A 23,823-nucleotide genomic window follows, 5' to 3' on the forward strand; every position below is an offset into this window, starting at 1 on the left:
GTGCCATGTGACCCAGCCGAAGGGAACCTGACCGATGTTGACCATGTATTCGACGTCCTGGTGCGGATATTGCCACCGCCTCAAGTCACAGCTTGACCGAGAGGGCATCGCCTACGACGTCGTCGACATCGAGCAGGACGAGGCGGCGGCGGAGTTCGTGCAGAACGTGAACGGCGGCAACCGCACCGTCCCGACGCTGCGATTCGCGGACGACTCGGCGCTCACCAACCCGTCGATCATCCAGGTGAAGCAGCACCTCGCGGCCATCGCGGCCTGATCCATCGCCGAGCGCGGCATCCATCGGATGCCGCGCTTCGCGTTTCTCTCCCGGTCCGTGCACCGGAAATTCCTTGCGGGTGTACGCGGTGAGCGCCGTCCCCGCCTCACGCGGGAACGAGCGCGTCCGCCTTCTCCTCGGCGTCCGCGATGATCGCGTCGAGTTCCTGCTCGCCCAGCGCCAGCTCGTCGGCGATCGAGGCGAACAGCAGCAGGTGCACGGCGAGCCGGATGCCGCCGTCGATGTCGCCGATCGGGACGATCTCGCCGAGCGCGTGCCGCACCAGCATCTCGGCGTCGAGCATCGGCAGGGCCGCGCTGGCGTGCTCGTGCACGGCCAGGGCCACGGTGCGGCTGATCTCGGCGAGCGGGCTGTCCGGCTCGAACCGGCGGCGCACCACCAGACCGAAAGCGATCTCCCACACGCGCCGCGCCGACTCGTCCACGTCGCCGGCCGGCGTGCCGTAGCGCGCGGGCGCGTCGTCCCGGGCGGCCTGCCGTAGGTAGCGGCCGGCGTCGGTGTGGATCTCGCCGGCCTGCCGGGTGGTGCCGGGCGGCAGCTGGCCGGAGAGCGCGCCCACCGTGCGCGTCGGTTCCGCGCGCGGCCGGTCGCCGGTCGCCGCGCGCTGCTCGGCGGCCGGATCCGGGCGAGCGGAGCGGCGGCGGTTCCGGCCCGCGTCGGCGGGCTGCGGCTCGGCCGCCCCCGCAAGCTGCTCGGCCGACTGCTCGGCGCTCTGCTCGGTGAAGTCATCCGGGCGGGCCGACCGGCGGCGACTCCGCGCCGCGTCGACCGCCGGCTGCGCCTCGGGCACGTCGGCCACCTGCTCGGCGATCTCGGCGTGCCGGGTGGGTCGACGCCGGTTCTTGCTCACATCGACCTCCGGCCGACGACGCGGTTGCGCGGGCGATCGAAGCGGGCGACCCGCTTCTCGGCCTGGTCGACGAGCGCGAACAGCTCGGCGGCGGGTACACCCGGGGGCCGGGTCAGGTCGCCGATGACGTGGCAGATCAACTCGAAGCGGCGTAGCTCCGGCACGCCGTGCGCCAGCTCCGGCTCACCGATGGCTCCGCGGATCATCGCCTCGGTCTCCCGGGCCAGCTCGCCCTCGGCCGGCAGCGCTTGGTACTCGAGCAGGTCGCGCGCGTAGCGGGTGATGTCGCGCGGGTCCCGCCCGACGAAGCTGCGGCGGACCGCCACGGTGAAGAGCTCGCGCAGCAGCCGGACGGAGCGCGGCGAATCGCTGAGACGAGACAGCGACCGCGCCGGGCGCTCCTCCCCCATTGCTTCGAGGATGAGCCGGCCCGCCGCGGTCGCCGCTTTGTCTAATGTCCCGGTTTGCCCCACATGGGGCACTCTAACGGGTGCTTACGGGATGAGAGCCGGAATGCTCGAGTCGAGCAGGCCCCGCTCCTTGAGCGCACCGTAGAGCGGGGTGGTCTCCGGGAAGTGGCCCCAGGCGTGGTCACCGCTGCCGTCGCCGGCGTGACCGAGGAGCTGCTTCTGCACCGGGTTGAGGCTGTCGAACCAGTCCTGCTTCGGCAGGTCGGCGATGTCGTCGCGACCGGCGATCCAGCGCGGGGTGTAGCCGAAGAACGCGCCCATGCGGGTGAAGGGCGAGTAGTTGTCCGAGCGCGCGTGCCAGATGCGGCGGTCGAAGACGACCAGGTCGCCGGGGTTCGCGGTGATCTGGGTCGCGCCCTCGGGCTCCGGCCACGGAACGCCCCGGCTCGGCGGGCCGGGCAGCCAGTTGGTCTTGTGGCTACCGGGGATCACGGTGAAGTTGCCGCGACCGGTCTCGCTCACGTCGGAGAACCAGAACGCCAGCTTCACCGAGAACATCGGGCGCGGGTCGGTCTCGATCTCGCGGTTCTGCCGGCCACCGTCCTGGTGCCAGTGCCACCACTCCTTGGTCTTCTCGTGGATCTGCGGGTGCACGTCCACGTGGGAGTGGTAGATGTGAATGTTCCAGCCCAGCAGCGACCAGATGTACTTGAACGCGGTCGGGTGATCGATCAGGTAGGCCAGCTCGGGGACCGACGTGATCGCGGAGAGCTGGTGCAGGGCGCCGGTCGCGTTAAGGCCGTGGCCGCCGGGCTGCTGCGCCCGCTCGTACGCGCCCTGGATCGCGTTCTGCCCCTTCTCGATCTCGCTCTCGCTGAGCACCCCAGGAACGACGAGGATTCCGTCCCGGTCGAACTGGGCACGCTCGTCGTCCGTCATGGGGGTCCATGCGGGCGCTTCCACCTGCGTCATCGAATATCCACCTCTCGGTCTTTGTATTTCGAGACGCGGTGGAGGCCCGTTTTGGTTACTCGGGAAGCAGAAAACTTCTCTACTTAGAGCAACTTCGATCCACTATCGGCCGAAACCGCCCAACCAGGTCTCAATCAGGTAGAACGCGATAGAGGATCGCATAGGAAGGCTCATCCTGATGCCCGTATCCGGGTGAACAAAGCCCCCGGCGATCATCTTGGCGACGTCGTCCCGCGTGAACCAGTGAGCCTCGTCGATCTCCTCCGGGTCGAGGCGCATCGGCGTGTCCGGGTCGGCGGTGGCGTGGAAACCGAGCATCAGCGAGCCGGGGAACGGCCACGACTGGCTTCCCGAATACGTCAAACCGGTCAGCCCGATGCCCACCTCCTCGGCCACCTCGCGCCAGACCGCCGCCTCGGCCGACTCGCCGGGCTCGACGTAACCGGCCAGGCAGGAGAACCGGCGCACCTCGTCCGCCGTGGTGCCCCAGGTGGCGTTGTGCCCGAGCAGGCAGCGGCCGGCCGGGCCGGCCACCCCGTCGTGCACCAGCACGATCATCGCCGGATCGGTGCGCGGCCACATCATGTTGCCCTCGGCGTCGCGCCGGGCCCAGCCGGCCTCGACCACCTCGGTGGGCAACCCGGTGCGCGGCGAGAACCGATGGCTGAGGTGCCAGTTGCCGAGCGCCGCCGCGGCCGTGAACAGGCCCGCGTCCCGGTTGTCGAGCAGATGGCCGACGTCGCGCAGGCTGGCCGGCCGGGTGCCGTCGATTTCCGGCAACGGCGCGCTCACCGTCCAGAGCGAGGTGCCGTCCGGGTCGACGCCGAGGAACCAGTGCTCGCCCTCCGGCGCCTCGGTCGCGGGCAGCAGCACCAGCCCGGCGCTGCCGTCCGGCCGGTCGGCGACCAGGGCCCGGCCGCCCTTCGTCAGGTCGACCACGATCACCTGGCCACCGGTCCAGGCGTCGGCGAGCCAGGTCTCGTCCCGGCGCCGCAGGGCGGACCGGTCGAGGGTGCCCCGGGCCAGCGGCGGGACGTTGCCGGCGAACTCCGGCGGGATGGTCACGCGGCGCCTTGCTCGACCGTGGCGAGCGCGGACAGCGGCGCGGCGATCTTCTCGGCATCGCCCAGGACGACGGTGACCGCCTGGGCCGGGGCCAGGAAGCGGGACGCCACGTCGGCGACCTGGTCGAGCGTCGTGGTGGCCAGCGCGGCCGAGTGTTCGCGCAGGTGCTCCAGGCGCAGGCCGAAGCTCGCATACATGCTCGCCAGGCCGGCCAGCCCGGCCTGGGTGGACATGCCCAGCCGCAGGGTGCCGAGGGCGTAGTTGCGGGCCTGCTCGAGCTCCTCCTCGCCGGGCGGGAGGCTGGCGATGCGGCCCAGCTCGTAGAGGGTCTCCAGCAGCGACGGGCCGGTCACCTCGGTGGCGACCTCGGCCGCGACCATCAGTGCCGAGCCGGCCAGGTAGTGCTCGATCGAGGTGTGCGGGCCGTACGTGTAGCCCTTGTCCTCGCGGAGGTTCTCCACCCAGCGGGAGGAGAAGTAGCCGCCGAAGATCAGGTTGGCCAGTTGGAGCGGAGCGTACTGCGGGTCGGTGCGGGGCACCGCGGGCAGCGCCATCCGCAGCGAGGACTGCACCGAGCCGGGCCGGTCGACCAGCAGCAGCGGGCCGGGCTCGAGCGGCGGCACGGCCGGCGTCGTCTCGTCCCGGCCGGGGCCGGTCCAGCTGCCGAGTGCCTTCTCGGCGGCATCGATCGCCTTCTCCGGGTTGATGTCGCCGACCAGCACCAGCACCGCGCCGTTCGGCCGGACCCGGTCGGCGTGCAGGCTGCGCAGCTGGCCGGGGCGGACCGCGCGGACCTGCTCGGGCTCGGGAGTCTGCACCGCGTACGGGTGGTTGCCGTACATCCGCTTGAGCAGCGCCGTCCGGGCCAGGTGCGCGGGCTGCATGAGCGCCACCTGGATGTGGTCGACCAGGCGGTCCCGCTCGGTGGCGACCTCGGCCTTCGGGTAGGCCGGGTCGGTGAGCACCGAGGCCAGGATCTCCAGCATCCGGTCCAGCCCGCCGGCCAGCGCGTTGCCGGTGATCAGCAGCCGGTCCGGGTCGAGACCCGCGGACAGCCCGCCGCCGACCGCCTGCAGCTCGGCCGCGATGTCGATGCTCGACATCGTGCCGGTGCCGGTGAACAGCGACTGGGACAGCAGGGTCGCCCGGGGCAGCGGCGCCTTGCTGAACGGCACCCGCAACCGCAGCTCGACCAGCGGCACCGAGGCGCGCCGGATGGCGATCACCGTCAGCCCGCCGGGCAGCGTGCGCTCGACCTGCTTGGGCAGTTTGAGCTTGGCGTCGGGGACGAGGTCGGGCAGGGTATGGACGTTCATGAAGCAGCTCCGGGGAGGACCTCGACGGTGGCGCGCCGGTCGGGGCGCAGGGCGGCGGCGGCGGTGACGATCTGGGCCTCGGTGACCTCACCGACCAGCTTCGGCAGCTCGTTGAGCAGCTCGGGGCGGCCGCGCTGCAACTCCAGAACAGCCATCGGCAGGGCCCGGCCGAGCACCGCGTCGGTGTCGCGCAGCAGGTGGGTGGCGATGCGGGCCTGGGTGCGCTCGAGCTCGCCGGGGGTGAGGCCGTCGTGGACCAGCCGGTCGATCTCCTCGTCGACGGTGCGCAGCACCTTCTCCGAATCGCCGCCGGGCGGCATGTGCGCCTGCAGCAGCAGCGCGGTCGGGTTGCGCACCTGGAACTCGTCGCCCATGAAGCCGAGGTAACCGCCGATGGTGGTCACCGAGCGGTCCCGCTGGACCAGGCGCTCGACCAGCCGGGACGCCTCGCCGTCGGTGAGCACCTCGGCGAGCACCACGAACGGCAGGTAGCCGGCGAAGTCGGCGATCGGGTCGGGCACCCGCCAGGCGCTGGCCACCCCACCGAGCGGGGCGAGCCGGTCGGTGTAGACGTCGCGGCGCTCGGCGTCGAGGCCGGGCTCGTCGAAGTCGGGCAGCTTCGGGGCCGGGCGGGCCGGAACGTCGCCGAAGTGCCGCTGGATCATCGCGGTCGCCGCGGCCACGTCGAAGTCACCGGCCACCGCCAGGGTGGCGTTGCCGGCGGCGTAATAGCGGTCGAAGAAGGCCTTGGCGTCGTCGACGGTGGCGCTGTCCAGATCACCGAACGAGCCGTAGCCGTCGTGCGAGTTGGCGAAGGTGGAGAACATCACCGGCGGGAGCTTGAGCCAGGGGAACCCGCCATACGGCCGGTTCAGCACGTTGACCCGGATCTCCTCCTTGACCACGTCGATCTGGTTGAGGAGGTTTTCCTCGGTGAGGCGCGGCCCGCGCATGCGGTCGGCCTCGAGGAAGAGCGCCCGTTCGAGGGCGCCGGCCGGCAGCACCTCGAAGTAGTCGGTGTAATCGAGGTGGGTCGAGCCGTTGAAGGTGCCCCCGGCGCCCTGCACATGCCGGAAGTGGGCGAGCTTCTCGAGGTTTTCCGAGCCCTGGAACATCAGGTGCTCGAAGAGGTGGGCGAAGCCCGTGCGCCCCTCCGGCTCGGAGCGGATGCCCACGTCGTAGACCACCGCAACCCCCACGACGGGGGCGCTGCGATCGGGCGTGAGCACCACCCGCAAGCCGTTGTCCAGGGTGAATCGCTCCACCGGGTACTTCGTTGCGGGGATCTTTCTGCTGCGCGCCACGAACTGACATTAGCGCGCTGCGTGTAGGCCGTGGCCACGGCAGGTCACCGGAGGCTCACTCGATCGGTCCCGCTATGCGGTCCGCCCTTGACGCGGCAATCCCACCTCGTCCATTATTCCCATCCATCGGATAGGTAAAGCAGAGTTTCGCAACCGGGAGACCGGAGAGGAGGGCCGGATCGTGTATGTGTCGGCGCGCACCGACTATGCCGTCCGAGCCATGCTCGCCATCACGGCCGAGCATCCCCACCTGGTCAAGGCCGCCGGCCTGGCCGCGACGCAGGACATCCCACTGAGCTTCTTACAGGGGATCCTGCTCGATCTCCGGCGTGCCGGCCTCCTGCACAGCCACCGCGGCGTCGACGGCGGTTACGCCCTCGCCCGGGCCGCCACCGAGATCACCGTCGGTGACGTCGTCCGAGCGGTCGGTGGAGCGTTGACCACCGTCCGCGGCATGCCCACCGCCACTGCCACCTACCACGGCGCGGCCTCCGGGCTACGCGACGTGTGGGTCGCCGTCGAGGAAGCCATCGAGGGCGTCGTCGACCACAAGACCTTGGCCGAACTCTCCCGCTTGGCCAAAACGCACCAACCCTCCCCGATAAAACACTAGGAGTGAGATGAGCTCCCCCACCTTTCCGCAGCTGGGCGCTGGGCTACCGCGGCGGCGAGTGTTCGCCATCGCCGGCGCTTTGCTGACCGCATCCGCCCTCGCGGCTTGCGGCGACGATGACGACGAAGCCCCCACGACGTCCGCGTCCGGTGGCGCCGAGGCGTCCGCGATCCGGCTGGGTTACTTCCCGAACATCACCCACGCGCCCGCCCTGGTCGGCGTCAACAAGAACCTCTTCGCCGAGGCGCTGGGCAGCACCAAGCTCGACCCCAAGACCTTCAACGCCGGCCCGGCCGCGATCGAGGCGCTCGTCTCCGGCGCGATCGACGCCACCTACATCGGCCCGAACCCGGCGATCAACAGCTGGTCGCAGTCCAAGGGCCAGTCCCTGAAGATCATCGCGGGCAGCACCTCGGGCGGTGCCGGCCTGGTGGTCAAGCCGACCATCAACGGCGTCGCCGACCTCAAGGGCAAGAAGCTCGCCACCCCGCAGCTGGGCAACACCCAGGACGTCGCGCTGCGGGCCTGGCTCAAGTCGAACAACCTCAACGCCGACGCCCAGGGCGGCGGCGACGTGTCGATCCTGCCGCAGGACAACGCCACCGCACTGCAGGCCTTCCAGCAGGGCTCGATCGACGGCGCCTGGGTCCCGGAGCCGTTCCTCAGCCGGTATCAACTCGAGGCCGGCGGCAAGCTGCTGGTCAACGAGAAGGACCTGTGGACCGACACGAGCGGCCAGTTCGTCACTACCCACGTGATCGTCAGCCAGGAGTTCCTGAAGAAGTACCCGGGGACGGTCACGAAGCTGATCCAGGGGCACCTGAAGGCGCTCGACTTCATCAAGTCCAGCGACGCGGACGCCCAGAAGGCGGCCAACGCCCAGATCGAGGCCCTCAGCGGTAAGCCGCTCAAGGACAACGTGCTGGCCGCCGCGTTCAAGAACCTGACGTTCACCGCCGACCCGATCGCCGCGTCGTTGTACACCAGCGCCAAGCACGCCGAGGAAGTCGGCCTGCTCAAGTCCGTCGACCTCAAGGGCATCTACGACCTCAATGCGCTGAACCAGCTGCTGACCGCAGCCGGCCAGCCGACGGTCAGCGACGCTGCGGCCTGATCCTCCCAGGGAGAGCCAGTGAGCCTTGTTGAAACCCAGACCCCGCGGCCGGTGACCGGCCGCGGGGACGCGGTTGTCCGCCTAGAGAACGTCTCCAAGCAGTACGGGTCCGGCAGCAACGCCCTGCTCGCCCTGGACCGCGTCTCGCTGACCGTCCAGCAGGGCGAGTTCGTCTGCCTGCTGGGCGCCTCCGGTTGTGGCAAGAGCACGCTGCTCTCGCTGGTCGCGGGGCTCGACAAGATCACTGGCGGCACCCTGGACATCGGCGGGCGGCACGTCTCGCTGATGTTCCAGGAGGCCGCCCTCTTCCCGTGGCTCTCGGTCGCCGGCAACGTCGAGCTGCCGCTGCGGCTGCAGGGCGTCGGCAAGGCCGAGCGGCGCAAGCGCGCCGAGGAGTTGCTGGAGATCGTGCGGCTGAGCGGCTTCGGCCACAAGCGGCCGCACGAGCTCTCCGGCGGCATGCGCCAGCGCGTGGCGCTGGCCCGTGCGCTCGCCCAGAACGCCGACATCCTGCTGATGGACGAGCCGTTCGGCGCGCTCGACGCGATGACCCGCGACATCCTGCACGACGAGATGGAGCGGATCTGGCGGGAGCAGAAGCTGACCGTCCTGTTCGTGACGCACAACGTGCGCGAGGCGGTGCGGCTCGGCGACCGCGTCATCCTGCTCAGCAGTCGGCCCGGCCGAGTGATCGAGGACTACCCGATCACCCACGAGCGCCCCCGGCGGATCGACTCGCCCGAGGTTTCCGGCCAGGCCGCCGAGATCACCGACCGGCTCCGCGCGGAGGTCGCCCGCCATGCCCATTAAGTATCCGTCCGCCCGCGCGGGCCTCGAGGGCACCGCCGGCGAGGGCGAGATCCCGCCGCCCGTCGAGAAGGTCGGGGTCAACCCGCAGAACGACCAGGTCAGCGGCCTCGATGCGCTCGAGCTGGCGCCCAAGAGCGACAAGGGCACGCTCGGCAAGCGGATCTGGCGCAGCACCTGGCCGAAGCTGCTGGCCATCGCGATCGTGGTGCTGGTCTGGCAGATCGTGGTGTGGTCGAAGTGGAAGCCGGACTACGTGCTGCCCGGCCCGGGCACCGTCTTCGGCGATCTGGGCGACGTGCTCAGGACCGGCGACTTCTGGGACGGTGTGCTACTCACGCTGCGGCGCGCGGTCACCGGCTTCGCGCTGGCCGTGCTGATCGGCACCGTGGTCGGCGCCGCGGTCTCCCGGTTCGCGCCGCTGCGGGCCGCGATCGGCTCGCTGATCACCGGCCTGCAGACGATGCCGTCAATCATGTGGTTCCCGCTGGCCATCCTGCTGTTCCAGATCAGCGAGAGCGCCATCATGTTCGTGGTCATCATCGGCGCCGCGCCCTCGGTGGCGAACGGTCTGATCAGCGGCATCGACTACGTTCCGCGGACCTGGCTGCGGGTCGGCAAGGTGCTCGGCATGAAGGGCATCGCGCAGTACCGGCACCTGATCCTGCCGGCGTCGCTGCCGTCCTTCATCTCCGGGCTCAAGCAGGGCTGGGCGTTCTCCTGGCGCAGCCTGATGGCCGGTGAGCTGCTGGTCATCGTGCCCGGCGCGCTCTCCATCGGCGTACGCATGCAGCAAGCTCGTGATCTTTCCGATTCCAGCCTGGTGATCTGTTACATCATCGTGGTGCTGGTCATCGGCATCCTGATCGACGTGCTCTTCAACGCCGCCGACAACGCTCTGCGCAAGCGCTGGGGCCTGACCGGCAATTAGCCGCTACGGCACCCGGACCGACTTGAAGACGTCGTCGATCACGTAGTCGAACTGCTGGTGCGTGTTCGGGATCGAGACGTAGAGGACCGCGGCCGTCGGCTTGCCGACGTCGATGACCGCCACTGCCGACAACTCGGCGGTGGCGGTCAGTCCGGCTTGGCTGAAGTGCAGCCGGAACTCGCTCACCCAGGCCGGCCGGCCGCCCAGCGTGGTCAGCTCGTCCCGGATCGCCTCCATCGTGTTGGGCTGCGGGTAATACTCCGCGCGCACGTCCGCGGACACCTGCCGGCCCACACACTCCAGGTCGGCGATCCCGCCGTCGTTGTCGGCGGCCGGCACCGCCGCCGACAGGATCGAGGCGTGGTATTCGCCGCCCTGGTACTGCTCGGTCACGAAATGCTGCCCGACCCGGTAGGGCACCTCGAGCGTCCCGGCCCGCCACACCGTGTTCCACGAGACCCAGGGCGCACCGTACGACTTGTAGGAGATGCCGGCATCCGGGTCGACCGTCCGCGCGCCGCTCTCCGGCGGCAGCGTGCTCGGCGCCTGGGTGGCCGCGGCGCTCGGGGACGCGTTCGGCGGCGGGCAGGCCCGGGCCAGCGGCGGCCGCAGGTCGGCCGGGCCGGATGCCTTGTCGCGAAACGGATTGCCGCCGGACGAGAACACCAGCACGAGAAGGATGGTCAGACCGATCGCCAGGATCGCACCGGCGATGCCCGCGAAGATCAGCATCTGACGGCGGCGCCGCTGCGGCCCATCGGGGCCGGGGGCCTGCTCCGGCGAATCGGGCGGAGGCGGCGGGGACGGCAGGCGGCTGGGAGCCGTCACCATGCCTGATGTGAGCCGTCCACCCGGCTGCTGCCAGGAAAACGTCTCCGGGGTCGGCTCAGACATGAATCCCAGTGAACACCACGCCGGCTGCTATTGCGTCACGGCACCGGTCTCATCCGACTCTCACCCGACCGGTGGGACCGCCGTATACCAAGGGGTGAAGACCACCACCAGAACCAGCGCCAGGCCTGCGCAAGCAAGCGCGAGCACGAAGCCGAGCTCGCGGCGAGCGGACGTGCTGTGCATGTGGATCCCCCCGGCGACCGTTCACAGGAATGAGCGTCACCGACTAAGACGCTGCAGACGCCCAAGTGGTTGCACCCCAGCCCAGCCGATCTTCAGGATGTTCCGCTACCGTCTCTCCATGGAACTCGTGTATCCCCCGGTCGTCGGCTTAGCCAAGACGATGTTCCGTGCGCTCGACATGCGGATCGAGGTCGACGGCGCCGAGCACATCCCGCTCGAGGGTGGAGCGGTGCTGGCGAGTAACCACGTGAGCTATCTCGACTTCATCTTCTGCGGCCTCGCCGCCCAGCCGGCCAAGCGGCTGGTCCGGTTCATGGCCAAGAAGGCGGTCTTCGACCACCGGATCAGCGGCCCGCTGATGCGCGGCATGCGGCACATCCCGGTCGACCGGGATGCCGGTGCCTCGTCGTTCCGCGAGGCCACCACCGCGTTGAAGAACGGCGAGGTGGTCGGTGTCTTCCCGGAGGCGACGATCAGCGAGTCGTTCACGGTGAAGGGGATGAAGTCGGGCGCGGTCCGGCTGGCCCGCACGGCCAAGGTGCCGCTGATCCCGATGGTGGTGTGGGGTCCGCACCGGCTCTGGACCAAGGGCCACAAGAAAGAACTGACCAAGCGGCACGTGCCGGTGCTCATCAAGGTCGGCGAGCCGATCGAGCTGGCCAAGGGCGTGACCCCGGAGGCACTGACCGCGATCCTGCGCGAGCGCCTCACCGTGCTGCTCGACGCGGTGCAGAAGGCGTACCCGGACAAGCCGGCCGGCCCGGACGATCGCTGGTGGCTTCCCGCACACATGGGTGGCACGGCGCCGCTGCCGGAGGCAGCAGCCGTCTGAGCTTTCCCCGCGGGAAAGCTCAGACGAAGCGGAAAAGCAACGGCGTCGCAACCCGGAGGGATGCGACGCCGTCAGAGAAGATAGCGCAGTTCTGACCGAAATCAGATCGCGCGGATGTTGGCGGCCTGGGGGCCCTTCTGGCCCTGCGTAACCTCGAACTCAACCCGCTGGTTCTCGTCCAGGCTGCGGTAACCCGACATCTGGATCGCGGAGAAGTGGGCGAAGACGTCGGCGCCGCCGTCGTCGGGGGTGATGAACCCGAACCCCTTGTCCGCGTTGAACCACTTCACAACGCCGGTAACCATGATCGTCTCCTCGACGGTCGATCGCTCACGCCAGTCTGGACGGGAGCGAGGTAATAAAACCCGGATTCCCCGAGTCTCGTGTCGCCGTACTGATCGCCCGTACCGGAGAAACCCGGGTTACGACAAAGAGCGCCTTGGGCAAATTTCCCCACAGGCGCTCCTAAGTACTTGGGAACCAAACGAACAACGTGCGGAGCGTAGCACGGAAGAGAGGTCTCAGCGGTGATCGGCGTACAACTGGCACAGCAGCTCAAAGAAGCCGGTCTGACCTGGAAACCCACGCTGGGCGACCGGTTCGCGATACCGGATCGGGACCTCGATGACGAGGTCTTCGTACTGAGCAACATGACTATCGAGGTGCACACGACGCCGGAGGGCCGGGTGATCGGCTTCAACGGCACCACCGAGTGGGCCCTCGACGACGTGGAGATCGACGAGACGACCTGGTTGCCGCGCGAGGATCAGCTGCGGGAGCTGCTCGGCGGGAGCTTCCGGAGCCTGGGTCGCGACGAATCCGGCTACGAGGCTCGGATCGACCTTCTCGGCGAGGAGCGGCGGTTCACCGCGGCAACGGCCGACGAGGCGTACGCGGCGGCGCTGCTGCATCTGCTCGCCTCGGCCGGACTTCCCTGATCCCCTTGTTAGTCGCCCGGTAGGGCTACCTCGGGGACCTCGGCGATCAGGGCGGCCAGAGCCGCCGCCTCCAGCAGGTCGGCCGGGCGGACCGTGACCTGCTCGCGTACGTAGTGGAAACCGGCCTTGACCCGATCGACCGGCACGCCCGCCAGCGACGCCCACGCCACCCGGTAGGCGGCGAGCTGCACGGCCGCCGCCTCCGCCTCGGCACCGGACGGGCGGCGGCCGGTCTTCCAGTCGATGACGTCGAACCGGTTGCCCGGCTCGGCGAAGACCGCGTCCATCCGGCCGCGCACCACCACGCCCGCCACCGACGTCGCGAACGGGACCTCGACCTCGACCGGGGTGCGGTCGGCCCACTCGCCGGCCAGGAACGCCTCCTGCAGCGCGGCCAGCTCCTCATCGGCGGCCGCGTCCTCGTCCGCGGCGCCCGGCAGCTCGTCGATGTCGATCAGGCGGGCCGACCCGAACCGCTGCTCCAGCCAGGCGTGGAACGCCGTACCGCGGCGGGCCTGCGGCGCCGGGCGCTGCGGCAGCGGACGGCGCAGCGATCGGGCCAGCGCCTGCGGATCGCGGCGCAGCACCACCAATTGGGAGACCGACAGGTGGCTGGGCAGCGCCACCTCCAGCGGGCCGTCCCGATGCGCCCGCTCCTCCCGCTCGGCCAGCAACAGACCGGCCTCCCGGCGCCAGCGGGCGATGTCCGGGTCCTCCGCGGCGGCAACGGTGTCGGCGTTCTCCACCGCGCGGCGGATCTCGTCCTTCTCCTCGGCCGCGGGTATCCCGACCAGATCGGCGGCGAACCCGGCCCGGGCCGCGATCCCCGGATCGCGGGTGGCCAGGTCGGCGAAGGCCGCCGCGGCCGAGGCGTCCGGGTCGGCGATCATCCGGCGGATCAGGTCGGCGGCCACCGTCATCGCCGGGCGGCGGCGGCCCAGCGGGTCGAACGGCCACTCGCGCGGCTCCGCCTCGCCCGTCGCCGGATTGGTCGCGTCGGTGGCCGGCTCCGCGGTCCACCGGTCCACCACGCCGGCGCCGTCCGCACACGTCGCCCGGATCTCGTCGAGGAAGACCGACGGGCCGCGCGGGCGCTTCACCGCCTCGCCCCACCAGTAGCCGGAGCAGAGCAGCAACCGGCGAGGGCGGGTCACCGCCACGTAGGCGAGCCGGCGTTCCTCACGCTCGTCGTGCTCCCGCCAGGCCCGGCCGAACGCCGTCACCGCGGCCAGCACGCCCTTCTGGTCGACCGCCTCGGACAGGTCCAGCCGGGGCAGGCCGTCCATGTCGCCGCGCAACGGGAACGGCAGCACGCCGATGCCCATCAGGTAGTGGTCGGTGCCGCGGGTCATCCCCGGCCAGACCCCCTTGCTGAGGCCGGCCACCGACACCACGTCCCACTCCAGGCCCTTCGCCGCGTGGGCGGTGAGGATCTGCACGGCGCCCTCGACCACGTCGACCTGGCCCGGCTCCAGACCGCGTTCCTCCTCCTCGGCCGCGGCCAGGAAGGCGAGGAAACCGGCGAGGGTGCCGCCGTCGGTCTCGGCCCCGTAGCGGGCCGCCACGTCACCCAGTGCGTCCAGGTGGCCGCGGGCCAGACCGGCGTCGCCGGCCTGCCAGCCGCGCACCGCCACCTCCACATCGAGGCCGGTGGTGCGCTCGATGTCCGCGACCAGATCGGGTAACGGCTGGTCGAGGCGCTGGCGGAGGGCACTCAGCTCGCGGCTGAACGCGCGGAGCCGGAGGTAGCCCTCGGCCGAGAACTGTTGCGGTGCACCGAGATCGGCCATCGCCTCGATCAGGGTGGCGTCGTCGAGCCGGTCGCCGAGGATCTCCTCCGGGTCGGCCCGGTTGACCACCTCGGCGCGGGCCGCCGCCAGCGAACGCGCCCGGCGATGCAGCGCGACCAGGTCCCGCGGGCCGATCCGCCAGCGCGGGCCGGTCAGCAGCCGCAGCAGCGAGGCACCGTCGGTCGGGTCGGCCAGCACGCGCAGCGTCGAGGTCACATCGCGGACCTCCGGCGTGTCGAGCAGGCCGCCCAGACCGACCACCTCGACCGGCAGGCCGCGGTCGCGCAGCGCCGACTCGATCGCCTGGATCTGGCTGCGCACCCGGACCAGCACGGCGCTGGTCGGACGTTTCTCCACCGGGATCTCCTCGGCGGCCGCCTCCGGCAGGCCGGCCGAGATCCGCCAGGCGGTCAGCATCTGGTCGGCGATCCATTCGGCTTCCTCGGCGTACGTCGAAAGGAGTGCGCAAGTCACCGTGCGTCCCCCGACGTCTCGCGCGACCGTGGGCGCCGCGACCAGCGTGGCCACCCGGGCTCCGGCCGAGCGCAGCGGCCGGGAGAGGTGGTTGGCCACCGAGAGGATCTGTGGGCGGTTGCGCCAGCTCTTGGTCAGGCCCAGCACCGCGGCGTCGTTGCCCTGGGCGTCCGGGAAATTCGCCGGGAACCGTTCCAGCGTGCCGGCCGAGGCGCCCCGCCAGCCGTAGATCGACTGGCACGGGTCGCCGACCGCGGTCACCGGATGGCCGCCGCCGAACAGGTTGTTCAGCATCGTCACCTGGGCGTGGCTGGTGTCCTGGTATTCGTCGAGGAGAACGATGCGGAACCGGTCGCGCTCGACCTCGCCGACCGCCGGATGGTCCCGCGCGACCAGGGCGGCCCGCGCCATCTGGTCGCCGAAGTCCATCGCCTCCAGGTCGAGTTTGCGCTTCTCGTAGAGCCGGACCAGGGGCAGCAGGGTGAGCCGGTGGCGCTGGCGCTGCAGGGTGTCGGCGACGTCCTTGTAGACCCGGCCGGGCAACACCTGCACCTCGGCGAAGAACCGGCCGGTCCAGGCGGCCAGCTCATCCGGCGTGATCAGGTGCTCGGCGAGCTCGCCCGACAGGGCCAGGACGTCGTCGGTCACCGTGCCCGGCGCGCGGTTCAGGCCGGTCATCTCGCCGGTGTACGACCGCACCAGCGAGTCGACGATCTGCCAGCGGGCGGCCTCGGTGAGCAGCCGGGCCGACGGTTCGTAGCCGGCCCGCAGGCCGTGCTCGGTCACCACCCGGGCCGCGTAGGAGTGATAGGTCGAGATGGTGGCCTCGCCGGCGAACGCGTCGTCCCGGCCGACCCGGCGGATCAGCTGGCCGAGGCGGGTGCGGACCCGGTGGGCCAGCTCGCCGGACGCCTTGCGGGTGAACGTGAGGCCGAGGATCTGGTCGGGCCGGGCATAGCCGTTGGCGACCAGCCACACCACCCGGGACGCCATCGTCTCGGTCTTGCCCGAACCGGCCCCCGCCACCACCAGGAACGGCCGCACCGGCGCCGAGATGATCTCGGTCTGCTCGTCGGTCGGCCGGTGCAGGCGCAACAGCCTGGCCAGCTCGGCCGGCGTGTAACGCGGGCCCGAGTCGGCACGGCGGCGCGGCGCCGCCGGTTCGTCGGCGAAGAGGCTGGGCTGGGTCACTGCGTATCTTCTACTACCTGTCGCCCCTTGCCGGAAATCGGGCAGCTCGTCCGGACCGGGCAGACCCGGCAACGATTGTTGGCCACCGCCGAGAACGTCGCCGCCGCCATCGTGTCGGCGGTGCGCTTGACCATCGCGTACGCCCATTGCGGGTCGACCGCGTCGGCCAGCGGCAGCTGCATCTGCTCGCGGGCGTCCTTACCCGGCCCGAGCTGCACCAGCGCCGCGCCCCCGCTCTCCAGCCCGTGGTCGGCGAAGGCGCCCGCCGCCACCGCCGCCTGGTAACCGGCCAGCTGAGCGTGCTCCTCCACATCGGCCGTCGAAACGGTCGTGGTCTTGCCGGTCTTCAGGTCGATGACGACCAGCCGGCCCTCCTCGTCCACCTCGAGCCGGTCGACCCGGCCGGTCAGCTGGATCGGCCGCTGCTCGTCCTCCAGCCGCACGGTGAACTCGTGCTCGATCGCCAGCAGGCGCCGCGGGTTGACCGCCAGCCAGCGCAGCAGCTTGTCGACCATCCCCTGGGCGCGCTCCTGCTCCGGGCCGGCCAGCCAGCGCGCGGCCAGCTCGATCGCGTCGAACCGGGCCGACACATACTCGACCAGCTTCTCCCGGTCGGCGTTCGCATCCTCGGCGAGCATCGCCGCCGCGTGCACCAGGTTGCCGACGCCCTGGGCCGGGCCCGGCGGCCCGGCACCGCCGTGCCGTTCGAGCAGCCAGCGCAGGCTGCAGCGCAGCGCACTCTCCATCGAGGACGGGGTGACCTTGACCGGCTGCCCGTCGTCGACGAGTGGCCGGTCGTCGGACAGCGGACGCAGCCCCCACCACTCGTCCGGGTGCGCTCCCGGCACACCGGCGACGGCCAGCCGGGCGAGCTCGGCGGCCGCGGCGCGCCGCCGGCTGGGCGTCTGGTCCTTCCCCACCACGACGGTACGGAGTTCGGCGACCAGCCCGGCCAGCGTCAGCGCCCGCGGCGCCCGACCGACCGGAAGCTCGATGGCGGCATCGACCCGCTCGTCGGCGGCGGTCGTGGCGTCCCCGCCGCCGACCGGCTCGACCGCGCTCTCCCCCGGGCCCTGCTCCACCAGGTGCTCGCCGGCCCACGGCTCGGCCGGCTCCGGCGCGGCCGGCTCCGGCGCGGCCGGCTCCGGCGCGGCCGGCTCCGGCGCGGCTTCGGTGTCGCGCTCCGACGGAGGCCGGATGTCTTCCGGCGCGGCTTCGGGGGCTTCGGTGGGCTTTTCGCCATCGGTGACCGATGGCTGAGCATCGTCAGCTCCGCCGCGCGGGCCGTCGGGGTCCGCCGGGCCGTCGGGGTCGGTGTCCCGGGGGTCGGGGTCGGGTGGGTCCGGGGGTGGCGGGATGTCCGGGGGGCCGTCGTCGGGGGTGCGGCCCGGGATGGGGAGGGCCAGCTCGGTGAGGAAGCGGCTGGGCTGCTCCTCGCCGTCGGAGCCGCCGACGCCGGCCGACGCGACGGCCGTGACGATCAGCCGGCGCCGGGCCCGGGTGGTGGCCACGTAGAAGAGCCGGCGCTCCTCGTCGAGCAGGGCCGATGTCTCGCCGACCACGGCCGCCCGGCCGCCGGTGGCGCGGCCCGCGAGGTAGTCGACCAGGCGCTCGGAGCCGAGCAGGCTGCCACGGAGCCGCAGGTCGGGCCAGATGCCCTCCTGCACGCCGGCCAGCACCACCACATCCCACTCGAGGCCCTTGGCCGCGTGCGCGGTGAGCAGCCGCACCGCCTCGCCGCGGTCGGCGCTCGGTGCGATCGAGTCGGCCGGCAGGTCCTGCCCGAGCACGTGGTCGAGGAAGACCTCGGTGCGCGCGCCCGGCAGCCGGTCGACGAACCGGGCGGCCGCATCGAACAGGACGACCATCGAGTCGAGGTCACGGTCGGCCGCCTCGGCCCGCCACTGCCGGGCCCGGCCCGCATCCGGGTCGTCGGAGGCGACCGGGCGGGTGCTCAACCCGTACCACCGGTCGGAGAGCCCGCTCTCCCGCCAGACGGTCCACAGCACCTGCTCGGCCGTCGCGCCCGGCGCGGCGGCCGACTCCCGGGCGGCGACGACCAGCCGGGCCACCGTCTGGGCCGGCTTGGCCCAGCGTCGCTCCACCATGTCCAGACCGGTGGGATCGCGCACCGCGTCGACCAGCAGCTCGCCCGACGGCCGCCGGTCGCCGGCGGCGAGCGCCAGCGCCCGCAGCCCCTGCCGCAGCCGCCGCTCGGCGAGCGGGTCGGCCCCGCCCAGCGGCGAGTGCAGCAGCGCCACGGCGGCTTCCTCGTCGAGCAGGCCGGGGTCGAGCGCACACCGCAGGAGCAGCAGGAACGGCGCCACCGCCGGCTGCAGGTGCAGTGGCAGGTCCTCGGCGTGGGTGACGGTCGGCACGCCCGCGGCGACCAGGGCTCGCTGCATCGACGGCAGCTGCAACGACGTGGACCGCAGCACCACGGCCATCCGGGACCACGGCACACCGTCGAGAAGGTGCGCCTCGCGCAGCGCGTGGGCGACGTAGGCGGTCTCCGAGGTCGGCGACCGGAAGGTCCGCACGATCGCGCCGGCCCTCGCATCGCCACCGGCTGCGGTCCCCCGACGGTCGGCCGCACTATCGCCGGCTGCACTCACGCCCGCCGCGCCCTCATCGTCAGAAGGACGGGAGGAAATGGATGCGGCGGCGCCCGCCTCGGCCGCGGCGGGTGCGGCGGGAGGCGATGCATCGCCCGCGGGTCGCGGTGCGGGTGCGATGCGAGCTCTGGCCGATGCGGCGCTGGGTGGAACGGGCGCCGGGGCCTCCGCGCCGGGTGCATCCACGGCGGGGGGCGGCGCATCGAGGCGGGGTGGGTGCATCGGGCGGTGGGTGATCGGGCCGCGCATGTGGCGGGCCACCCTCGTCGTCGAGGTGAGCAAGGGGGCGGTGGCTCGGTAGTTCGTGTGCAGGGTGATGGTTTCGGCCACGGCGCCGGAGGGCGTGCGGAATCGCTGCGGGAACGTCGAGACGACCGTCGGGTCGGCGCCGCGGAAGCCGTAGATGGAGGAATCCGGGTCGGCGAACGCGACCAGCGGCTTGCCGCCGCCGGCGACCAGGTGCAGGAGCTCGGTCTGGGCCGGGTCGGTGTCGGCCAGCTCGTCGACGTAGACGTAGGCCAGGCGGTTTCGCTCGGCGGTCAGCAGCTCGGGGTCGTCGGCGAGCAGGCCGGACGCCGCCCGCACCAGCTCGGCCGGGTCGTAGGCGGACGAGCCCCGGGTCGTCACGTCACGCAGGGCCAGCACCGCGACGTACTGCCGGAGGAAGCGGGCCGCGGCCGGCCAGTCGTCGCGGCCGACCCGCTCGCCGATGCGGGCCAGCTCGGCCGCGTCGAGGCCGCGCTCGGCCGCGCGCTGCATCAGGTCACGCAGCTGCTGGGCGAAGGCGCGGGTCGGCAGGGCCGGGCGCAACGCCTCCGGCCAGCCGATCTCGTCGGGGGTCTCGTCGTCGCCGACCGCCGCCAGGAGCTCCCGGATGATCAGATCCTGCTCGGGGCCGGTGAGCAGGCGGGGTGAGGGCTCACCACGCTCGGCGGCGGCCCGGCGGAGGAGCGCGAACGCGTAGGCATGGAACGTCCGCACCAGGGGCTCGTGCACGATGCGGCCGGGGGTGCCGGCGATCCGGGCCTCGATGCGGTCGCGCAGGGCGGTGGCACCGCGGCGGCCGAAGGTGAGGATCAGGATGCGCTCGGGGTCGACGCCCTCGGCTATCCGGGCCGCGACCGACTCGACGAGCGTGGTCGTCTTGCCGGTGCCGGGGCCGCCGACCACCAGCAGTGGGCCGTCGACGTGGTCGGCCACGTAGTGCTGCCGGTCGTCGCCGCGCAGCGCGGGCACGGCCGGGCGCGGCCGGCGGACCAGTCGATAGGCAGGCCGGCGAACCGCTGGGGAAGATGCCGGCGTGCTCACGGCGTCCAGGAAACCACTCGGGTACGACGTTTGTTCAGTCGCCGGGCGGTGCGGCGACCGAGGCGCGTAGCCGGACGGGCATGGGCAGGCGCCGCACCTTGGCCGGCGACGGCGGGGCCAGCAGGGTGTCGATCGCCTGCCAGCCGAGCTGATAGTGCGGCAGGGCGATGCTGGTGAGCTGCGGCCGCAGCCAGGCGGCCAGGTCGGAGTCGTCGAAGGAGAGCACCGAGACGTCCTCGGGGATGGTCCGCCCGGTATCGCGTAACGCCTGGTAGGCGCCGAGCGCCACCCGGTCGTTCAGGCAGATCAGCGCCTTCGGGGCGAGGCCGTCGGCGAGCGCCCGGCGGACCGCGTCGTACGCCGAGTCGGGCCACCAGTCGCACGGGATGGTCCCGGCGAGCTGCGCTCCGGCCTCGCCGAGTTCCTCGTTGATGCCGGCGAGCCGCTCCCGGCCGGCGAAGACCTGCTCGCGGACGTGCCCGACCAGGTAGATCCCCCGGCGATGACCGGCGTCGAGGAGGGTACGGGCGGCGGCCAGCCCGGCGCCCAGCTCGTCCGGGATGATCGTGTGGTGGGCCGGCTGCGCGGCCCGGGTGAGGCAGTTGAGCAGCACCACGTTCCGGTCGCGCAGCGCCTTGGGCAGCCGCACCTGCCGGGTGAACATGCTGGCGTAGAGGAACGCGTCCACCTGCCGGTCGACGAAGTCGGCGATCAGCTTCTCCTCGACCACCGGGTCGCCGTCGGTCTCGGCGATGAACAGCAGGTATCCGCTCGCCACGGCGGCGGTGAGGCTGCCGTGGATCATGCGGCCGGCGTACTGGTCGGTGGCGATGGTGTCGGAGATCATCGCGACCGTCTTGGTCACCTTGGTGCGCAGGCTGCGGGCCATCAGGTTGGGCCGGTAGTCCAGCTCCTGAGCGGCCCGGAGAACCCGCTGCCGGGCGTCCTCGGAGATCCGCATGTCCTTGTGCCGGCCGGTCAGGACGAAGGAGGCCGTGCTGCGGGACACCCCGGCCCGCTGCGCGACCTGCAGAAGGGTGGCCCTCTGCGGCGGCATCCTCGCAGTGTTCCATGCCGTGCAGAGTGCGCGAAACGTCCCAGGTAGTGACTGATCGACATACCTTGACGCCCACCGGCACAGGAGAGCAGGGTCGGCCTCAGGCTATCCAGCGATAACAGGCCCCCTGCCGGACCGGCAGCGCCGCATCGCACCGGTTCGGCAGGGGCCACCCGCGCCCCGGCGAGTTGCGACCCCGTCGGGTCAAACGGAGTGAGCGGCACCGAGCGCGTCCGGTGAGAGCGTGTCCGAGTGCGCCCCCGGGTGATCCGGCGGGCTCGCCGGGGCTCTGGTCACGCCGGGTGGGTGTGGTGACACCCATCCGGCGTGACGCATCTCAGCCCGGCGGCTCCAGCACGATCGCGTCCGGATTCGTGGCGAGTTCGAGAAGGAAACGGGACGCGGTCATCATGTGGAGCACGTGCCGGCGCAGCTCCGCGTCGAGGACGATGACCGGCCAGGTGTCCGGGTCCGGCGAGACGGCCAGCCAGCAGACGTGCCCGCCGCCGGCGATGTCGGCCCAGCGCAGGACACCGAACTTGGCGGGCCACACCGGACCGGGCGGGCCGCCGGCCGCCGCGAGCTCCCGGTTCACCCGGCGGCGCAGCTTCTCGTACGTGCCGACCAGGTCGACCGGGCCGCCCGGCACCGCCACCGTGACTCCGCCGACCGTGATCGCCCCCAGCTCCTCGACCAGGTGCTGGTAGTCCGCCGGCGGCGGCCAGCCGATCTTGCCCTGCACCTTCATCCAGACGTCGTACCAGTCCGGGACGGCCGGCGGCGCCGGCGTGACCAGCTCGCGCAACTGCTCGACGGCGTCGGCCGGGCCGATCAGCGTCCGGCCCTCGGCCTCCCGGACCCAGTACCGCTCGTCCGGGCCGGCCTGATCGGACTGCGCGCCGTCGACACCGATGTACGAGGGCGGTTGCTGCGCCTCGGCCACGTAGTCGAGCAACTCGATCGGCGACGGGACGGTCAGCACCGCCCGCAGGAACTCGGCCGTGGACATCCGGTGGACCTGCCACTCGGACAGGTGCGCGGAGCAGATCACGACCGGCCACGCGTCCGGATCGTCGCCCTCGGTCAGCCAGCAGATGATGTAGTCGAAGCCGACCACGGCCCACGGCAGGAGGCCGCCGGCCGCCGGGTAGATCGGGTACGGAAAGGATGAATCGGCCGAGCTGCTCAGCATGCCCGCATAGCCGAGCAGCTCCTCGGCGTACACCCTCGGTTTATGGGATGTGGGGTGCAGCAGCGAGAGGAAGGTCTGGAAGCTGCCGGGCGGCAGCGCGTCGGCCACCTCCCGGAACTCGGCGGGATAGGTGACCCCGACCGCCTTCTGCACCGCGCGCCAGTTGACCGGGGCGGGCGGTGCCGACCAGCGGATGATCTCGAGCAGGGCCTGGGTCGATGTGGCCGTCACAAACCGGGGAACCTAGCAGGACATCAGGCCTCGGGTCTGCCCGTGCCGAGCCGCTCCTCGATCTCGTCGAGGGCGGCGCCGATCGACTTCGCGATCATGATCTGGCCGAGGGCGGCCGACCGCACGAACGCGGTGTCGGCCAGTTGGTCCAGCCACCGCAGCAGGCCGTCGTAGAAGCCGTCCGGGTCGAGGATGATGATCGGCTTGGTGTGCAGGTCGAGGGTGGCCGTGGTCCACACCTCGAAGAGCTCGTCGAGGGTGCCGAGGCCGCCGGGCAGGGTGATGAACGCGTCCGAGCGCTCGATCATGATGTTCTTCCGGGCGCCCATGTCGATGGTGACGATCAGCTCGTCGGACGACAGGTCGGCGACCTCGAGGTCGACCAGGGACTGCGGGATGACGCCGAGGGTGTGCGCCCCGCCGGACCGGGCGCCGTCGGCGACCGCGCCCATCATGCCGACGCAGCCACCGCCGGAGACCAGGCGGTGTCCGCGGGCGGCCAGCTCGGCGCCGGTGCGGGTGGCCAGGTCGAGCCATTTCTGATCGAGGGTGCTGGAGGAGGCGCAGAAGACGCAGATCGCGGCCACGTCACCGCATCCCGTTGGCTTCGGCGAGCGCCGCGTCGGCGTCCACGATGATCTGAACCGCCTCGTCCACGTCGTCGGTCACCTGGAGCAGGTCGAGGTCGGCCTCGTTGATCTTGCCGTCCTTGAGCAGGGTGGTCTTGATCCAGTCGAGCAGGCCGGCCCAGTAGTCGACGCCCATCAGGATCACCGGGAAGCGGGTCACCTTCTTGGTCTGCACCAGGGTGATCGCCTCGAACAACTCGTCCAGCGTGCCGAACCCGCCGGGCAGCACCACGAACGCCTGGGCGTACTTCACGAACATGGTCTTGCGGACGAAGAAGTAGCGGAAGTCGATGCCGACGTCGACCCAGTCGTTGAGGCCCTGCTCGAACGGCAGCTCGATGCCGAGCCCGACGGACATGCCGCCGGCCTCGGTGGCGCCGCGGTTGGTCGCCTCCATCACGCCGGGACCGCCGCCGGTGATCACCGCGTAGCCCGCCTCGGCGAGCGCCGCGCCCAGGTCGGCGGCCAGTTCGCACTCGGGGCTGTCCGGTGTGCTGCGAGCCGAGCCGAACACGCTCACCGCGGGCGGCAGGTCGGCCAGGGTGTCGAAGCCTTCGACGAACTCGGAGAGGATGCGCAGCGCCCGCCAGGCGTCCTTCGTCTTCCACTCGCGCCGGTGGTGGGAATCGAGCAACTTCTCGTCCGCGGTGCTCGGCGGGATGGCTTCGCGGCGCAGCGTGACCGCGCCACGATGACGCTCCGCTCCCGTCCGCCGTCGCCCGTTGGTGCTGTCCGTCATGCCACCAAGGTAGTGCGGACGGTCAGTAACTGGTGAATAACCGGTTGGGTTTCGGTAAGAGGATTGCGAC

22 protein-coding genes are annotated in these 23,823 nt (G+C 71.5%); 7 read left to right on the top strand and 15 right to left on the bottom strand.

What is annotated here, in order from left to right:
* Positions 1-34 precede the first annotated feature (34 nt).
* Complete coding sequence (locus Adu01nite_RS03435; protein WP_203724743.1) at positions 35-277, top strand: mycoredoxin; 243 nt, start codon at positions 35-37, stop codon at positions 275-277.
* Positions 278-383: 106 nt separating this feature from the next.
* Here Adu01nite_RS03435 and Adu01nite_RS03440 read toward each other — a convergent pair whose 3' ends face one another.
* From Adu01nite_RS03440 to Adu01nite_RS03465, 6 genes are all read right to left on the bottom strand, one after another.
* On the bottom strand, positions 384-1,148 hold the full coding sequence (locus Adu01nite_RS03440) for a hypothetical protein (protein ID WP_203724744.1): 765 nt from the start codon (positions 1,146-1,148) through the stop codon (positions 384-386).
* A complete protein-coding gene (locus Adu01nite_RS03445; RefSeq protein ID WP_203724745.1) occupies positions 1,145-1,558 on the bottom strand; it encodes a hypothetical protein in 414 nt (137 codons plus the stop codon). The genes Adu01nite_RS03440 and Adu01nite_RS03445 overlap by 4 nt, the downstream gene beginning before the upstream one ends.
* 84 nt (positions 1,559-1,642) lie before the next feature.
* On the bottom strand, positions 1,643-2,497 hold the full coding sequence (locus Adu01nite_RS03450) for a phytanoyl-CoA dioxygenase family protein (protein WP_239132107.1): 855 nt from the start codon (positions 2,495-2,497) through the stop codon (positions 1,643-1,645).
* A 135-nt stretch (positions 2,498-2,632) separates the two neighbouring features.
* Entirely contained in the window at positions 2,633-3,595 is a 963-nt protein-coding gene (gene nudC / locus Adu01nite_RS03455) for an NAD(+) diphosphatase (RefSeq protein WP_239132108.1), read from the bottom strand.
* The gene (locus tag Adu01nite_RS03460; protein ID WP_203724747.1) at positions 3,592-4,911 is read right to left on the bottom strand and encodes a M16 family metallopeptidase; all 1,320 of its coding nucleotides are present in this window, start codon (positions 4,909-4,911) and stop codon (positions 3,592-3,594) included. The genes nudC and Adu01nite_RS03460 overlap by 4 nt, the downstream gene beginning before the upstream one ends.
* Positions 4,908-6,215 carry a M16 family metallopeptidase gene (locus Adu01nite_RS03465; protein WP_203724748.1) on the bottom strand — a complete coding sequence of 436 codons (1,308 nt, stop codon included), beginning with the start codon at positions 6,213-6,215 and terminating at the stop codon, positions 4,908-4,910. Before Adu01nite_RS03465 ends, Adu01nite_RS03460 begins: the two co-directional genes overlap by 4 nt.
* 181 nt (positions 6,216-6,396) lie before the next feature.
* Here Adu01nite_RS03465 and Adu01nite_RS03470 point away from each other — a divergent pair, with 181 nt between their 5' ends.
* Genes Adu01nite_RS03470 through Adu01nite_RS03485 form a run of 4 tightly spaced genes read left to right on the top strand, consistent with a single transcriptional unit; the run spans position 6,397 to position 9,680 of the window.
* On the top strand, positions 6,397-6,828 hold the full coding sequence (locus Adu01nite_RS03470) for an RrF2 family transcriptional regulator (RefSeq protein WP_203724749.1): 432 nt from the start codon (positions 6,397-6,399) through the stop codon (positions 6,826-6,828).
* A gap of 7 nt (positions 6,829-6,835) precedes the next feature.
* Positions 6,836-7,942: an ABC transporter substrate-binding protein gene (locus Adu01nite_RS03475; protein WP_203724750.1), complete on the top strand. Its 1,107-nt coding sequence runs from the start codon at positions 6,836-6,838 to the stop codon at positions 7,940-7,942.
* A gap of 18 nt (positions 7,943-7,960) precedes the next feature.
* Positions 7,961-8,752: an ABC transporter ATP-binding protein gene (locus Adu01nite_RS03480; RefSeq protein ID WP_379130972.1), complete on the top strand. Its 792-nt coding sequence runs from the start codon at positions 7,961-7,963 to the stop codon at positions 8,750-8,752.
* Positions 8,742-9,680, top strand: a complete 939-nt coding sequence (locus Adu01nite_RS03485; protein WP_203724751.1) for an ABC transporter permease — start codon at positions 8,742-8,744, stop codon at positions 9,678-9,680. The genes Adu01nite_RS03480 and Adu01nite_RS03485 overlap by 11 nt, the downstream gene beginning before the upstream one ends.
* 3 nt (positions 9,681-9,683) lie before the next feature.
* Here the strand turns inward: Adu01nite_RS03485 and Adu01nite_RS03490 are convergent, their stop codons facing one another.
* Together Adu01nite_RS03490 and Adu01nite_RS48360 are read right to left on the bottom strand one after the other, a co-directional pair.
* Positions 9,684-10,574 (bottom strand): hypothetical protein, encoded by an 891-nt coding sequence (locus tag Adu01nite_RS03490; protein WP_203724752.1) that lies wholly within the window; start codon positions 10,572-10,574, stop codon positions 9,684-9,686.
* 60 nt (positions 10,575-10,634) lie between these two features.
* Positions 10,635-10,757 carry a hypothetical protein gene (locus Adu01nite_RS48360; RefSeq protein WP_275414616.1) on the bottom strand — a complete coding sequence of 41 codons (123 nt, stop codon included), beginning with the start codon at positions 10,755-10,757 and terminating at the stop codon, positions 10,635-10,637.
* A gap of 118 nt (positions 10,758-10,875) precedes the next feature.
* Between Adu01nite_RS48360 and Adu01nite_RS03495 the strand changes: the two genes are divergently transcribed.
* Positions 10,876-11,589 carry a lysophospholipid acyltransferase family protein gene (locus Adu01nite_RS03495; protein ID WP_203724753.1) on the top strand — a complete coding sequence of 238 codons (714 nt, stop codon included), beginning with the start codon at positions 10,876-10,878 and terminating at the stop codon, positions 11,587-11,589.
* A gap of 101 nt (positions 11,590-11,690) precedes the next feature.
* Here the strand turns inward: Adu01nite_RS03495 and cspE are convergent, their stop codons facing one another.
* The gene (gene cspE / locus Adu01nite_RS03500; RefSeq protein WP_203724754.1) at positions 11,691-11,894 is read right to left on the bottom strand and encodes a transcription antiterminator/RNA stability regulator CspE; all 204 of its coding nucleotides are present in this window, start codon (positions 11,892-11,894) and stop codon (positions 11,691-11,693) included.
* Between the two features lie 222 nt (positions 11,895-12,116).
* Between cspE and Adu01nite_RS03505 the strand changes: the two genes are divergently transcribed.
* Entirely contained in the window at positions 12,117-12,527 is a 411-nt protein-coding gene (locus Adu01nite_RS03505) for a pilus assembly protein CpaE (protein WP_203724755.1), read from the top strand.
* 8 nt (positions 12,528-12,535) lie between these two features.
* Here the strand turns inward: Adu01nite_RS03505 and Adu01nite_RS03510 are convergent, their stop codons facing one another.
* The 6 genes from Adu01nite_RS03510 to Adu01nite_RS03535 all read right to left on the bottom strand — a co-directional run bounded on the left by Adu01nite_RS03510 (position 12,536) and on the right by Adu01nite_RS03535 (position 23,753).
* Positions 12,536-15,982, bottom strand: a complete 3,447-nt coding sequence (locus tag Adu01nite_RS03510; RefSeq protein ID WP_203724756.1) for an ATP-dependent helicase — start codon at positions 15,980-15,982, stop codon at positions 12,536-12,538.
* Positions 15,979-19,905 (bottom strand): ATP-dependent helicase, encoded by a 3,927-nt coding sequence (locus Adu01nite_RS03515; RefSeq protein ID WP_203724757.1) that lies wholly within the window; start codon positions 19,903-19,905, stop codon positions 15,979-15,981. The genes Adu01nite_RS03510 and Adu01nite_RS03515 overlap by 4 nt, the downstream gene beginning before the upstream one ends.
* Positions 19,906-19,939: 34 nt before the next feature.
* Entirely contained in the window at positions 19,940-20,962 is a 1,023-nt protein-coding gene (locus Adu01nite_RS03520; protein WP_203724758.1) for a LacI family DNA-binding transcriptional regulator, read from the bottom strand.
* A 337-nt stretch (positions 20,963-21,299) separates the two neighbouring features.
* Positions 21,300-22,385 carry a hypothetical protein gene (locus Adu01nite_RS03525; RefSeq protein WP_203724759.1) on the bottom strand — a complete coding sequence of 362 codons (1,086 nt, stop codon included), beginning with the start codon at positions 22,383-22,385 and terminating at the stop codon, positions 21,300-21,302.
* A gap of 23 nt (positions 22,386-22,408) precedes the next feature.
* The gene (locus Adu01nite_RS03530) at positions 22,409-22,972 is read right to left on the bottom strand and encodes an LOG family protein (protein ID WP_203724760.1); all 564 of its coding nucleotides are present in this window, start codon (positions 22,970-22,972) and stop codon (positions 22,409-22,411) included.
* 1 nt (position 22,973) lies between these two features.
* Entirely contained in the window at positions 22,974-23,753 is a 780-nt protein-coding gene (locus Adu01nite_RS03535; protein ID WP_203724761.1) for an LOG family protein, read from the bottom strand.
* Positions 23,754-23,823 lie beyond the last annotated feature (70 nt).

The organism is Paractinoplanes durhamensis, from assembly GCF_016862175.1.
GTDB classification, from domain to species: domain Bacteria; phylum Actinomycetota; class Actinomycetes; order Mycobacteriales; family Micromonosporaceae; genus Actinoplanes; species Actinoplanes durhamensis.